Source organism: Trebonia sp., assembly GCF_049794275.1.
GTDB lineage: Bacteria > Actinomycetota > Actinomycetes > Streptosporangiales > Streptosporangiaceae > Trebonia.
On sequence record NZ_JBARCR010000234.1, the window covers coordinates 1 to 2,611 of the forward strand.

The 2,611-nt window shown below is 71.2% G+C and carries 4 protein-coding genes; all 4 read left to right on the forward strand.

Annotation, left to right across the window (positions count from 1 at the left end; genetic code table 11):
- On the forward strand, positions 1-192 hold a 192-nt coding region (locus WA805_RS06780; RefSeq protein ID WP_425241906.1), incomplete at its 5' end, for a hypothetical protein.
- Positions 193-201: 9 nt separating this feature from the next.
- A complete protein-coding gene (locus WA805_RS06785; RefSeq protein WP_425241907.1) occupies positions 202-375 on the forward strand; it encodes a hypothetical protein in 174 nt (57 codons plus the stop codon).
- Between the two features lie 26 nt (positions 376-401).
- Positions 402-1,388: a hypothetical protein gene (locus tag WA805_RS06790; RefSeq protein WP_422339817.1), complete on the forward strand. Its 987-nt coding sequence runs from the start codon at positions 402-404 to the stop codon at positions 1,386-1,388.
- Between the two features lie 168 nt (positions 1,389-1,556).
- Positions 1,557-2,453: an oxygenase MpaB family protein gene (locus WA805_RS06795; protein WP_425241908.1), complete on the forward strand. Its 897-nt coding sequence runs from the start codon at positions 1,557-1,559 to the stop codon at positions 2,451-2,453.
- Positions 2,454-2,611 lie beyond the last annotated feature (158 nt).

A 2,611-nucleotide genomic window follows, 5' to 3' on the forward strand; every position in this document is an offset into this window, starting at 1 on the left:
GAGCGACTGGGCAAGGTCAACCCCGACGGCACCGTTTACCAGACGAAGTCCCAGGCGCTCGCCCAGTGCGCCAGCGACCTGATTTACCTAGCCGGCGCCGTGTACGGGCTCGACCTCACCGCGCGGCGCGCCCTGCCGGTGCGCGCCCTCGCGGACGTGTTCGCCGCCTTCCGCTGGGGCGGGCTGCTGTAGCGTAACGGTGTGTCCGCCATGGAATTCCCGTACTCGGTCGCGGGATTGACCGAGCAGCACTTGAAGATGCACTGGCCGGTCATCGGCGAGCCGGACGCCCCGGACAAGCCAGGCAGCAAGTTCCGCGGACCGTTCGGCGCCGTCCCCGTACTGCTTAGCCTCAGCTACCCTGCCCTCGTGTGAACGACAGAAAGCGCAGGTGACCCGTCGTGGTCCGTATCGTGATCCAGCGCACCGCCCGGCCAGAGACCGCATCCGCCGAGGAGGCGGGGCGTCCCTACCTCCCTGCGGCGTTCGCACCCACCCGACTCGATGAGCGCACGCTGCCGCTCACGGATCCAGCGCGGTACCAGCCAGAGCAGCCGCGCAGGCGTCGCCGCTGGCCGCGCCGCCCGCTCGTGCCGCGCTGGGCGAAGTGGGCGGCCCTCGCCGTGCTGGCAGGCCTCTTCTTCCGGCGCGCCGTCGCGTGGGCGGTGCTCGCCGCGCTGTCCGCGGCCCTGCACCTCTTCGGGGTCAACGTCAACCTGCCGCATCTCAGGTTCGGCTGGCCCTGGCAGTCGATCAGCGCCGGTACCACCACGAACACTCTTGTCGGGCCGCTCGTGCTGCAGAAGATCGAGGGAATCTCCCGGCCTGCCCTCGGCACCGAGAACTTCAACTTCGTCTTCACGCACACCGTGTCCAAGAACATCGGGCTGTGGCCGTGCTGGTACTCCGGCACGTTCGCCGCGGTCGGGCACGCGTCCTCGACCGTCAACCTCAACCCGGGCCCCGCGTGGTGGAAGCCGTCCACCGGCCACTACCAGCTCCGCGTGCTACGGGCGGCCGCGCCAGGCACCCCGGGCCGACTGGCCGTCTCAATGGCGCTGCCGCTGCCTCAGCTGCCGCAGTCGGTGCATGACGTCACGGTCGACAACACCCTGTCCAAGCCGATCTCGACCGATCACAGCTGGACCTACCCAGGCCTCGGCTGCGGGGTGCTCATCCAGCCGCAGTTCGCCCAGTCGGTCCTGTACGCCCAGGCGCAGGATGTCGCGTTCCAGCAGGCAACGAGCCTGCCGAGCGTGACCAAGCCGCTGGTCAGCGCGGCGGAGACCGAGGCCACCACGATGATCCGCGACAACTTCCTCCAGCCGACGGTGAACGCGCTCGGCTACACCCTCACCCAGTTCTCCATCCGCTGGGTCAGCCAGTAACCCGCCCACGGCGGCAGGATCGGCTGTGACGGCCGAGGTCCGCCGCCGGATCAGGCGGTTGCCTGTCTAGCGTCCGAGGAAGTCCTGGCGCCGGCCGGTGGGTGGTCCGCCGGTCGCGAGGTAGCGTTGATGGCGTGCGGGCGAAATGTGACGACCGGGGGTGAGGCGATGACGGCGGACGTGTTCCCGACGGCGGGTCTAGTGGAGCGGGCCGCGGCGGCGTTCACCGCGAGCGTGCCCGGCAGTCCGGCGGACGACGGGTTCTTCGGGCCGGGCAGCGTGACGTGGCGGCTGAACGGCGACCTGTCGGCGCCGGTCGCCGGGCTGCGGTCACTGCTCGTCCAGGCGCTGCACCCGCTGGCGATGGCCGGGGTCGATCAGCACAGCGACTGGCGCGCCGATCCTGTGGGCAGGCTGTCCTCGACCGCCGCGTACCTGGTCACGATCACCTACGGGGATAAGGCTTCGGCGCGGCGCGCCGCGGACCGGGTGCGGAAGATCCACGAGCGGGTGCGCGGCACCGACCCGGTCACCGGGCGGCCATACGCCGCCGGAGACCCTGACCTGCTCATCTGGGTGCACGCCGGGCTCGTCGACTCGGTGCTGGCTGCCGCGGACCTGTTCGGCAACCCGGTGAGCGCGCCGGACCGGGATGCCTACGTGGCCGAGATGACCGTCGCCGCCGAACTCGTCGGCGTGCCCGCCGGACGCGCGCCGTCGAGCGCCGCCGAGCTCGACGCTTACCTGGCCGCCGTCCAGCCGGAGCTGACCCTCAGCCCCGCGGCGGCCGAGTCCACCTCCTACCTGCTCGACCTGCCGGGATTCGACGAGGACATGGCGGACATCTGGCGCCAAGTCGGCGGCGCCGCAGCCGCGTCGCTGCCTGCCTGGGCGCTGGACCTGTACGGCAGGAAGCCCGTCACGCTGACGCCCCAGTACCGCGAGGAGGTCCGCCAGGTGCTCGGCGTGCTCGACGTGCTCTATATGGGCGAGCCGGGCGTGCTCGAGGCCCGGCAGCGGCTCCAGCTGCGGATGCGCGACGCGCAGCGGGCAGACGAGGCTTAGGTGTGTAGTTCCGGGGCCTATTCACCCGAAAAGACACAGCAAAGCGGACGGCACGAGAACCCCGGACGGCACGAGAACCCCGGACGGCACGAGAACCCCGGACGGCGCCGGAAGCGCCGGGGGCGCCGGTGAGCGCCGGAACGGGCGGACGCCGGCGC

Bases quoted from the DNA above. Each gene is read 5' to 3' on its own strand.
- WA805_RS06795 (WP_425241908.1), top strand. From the start codon at position 1,557: ATGACGGCGGACGTGTTCCCGACGGCGGGTCTAGTGGAGCGGGCCGCG.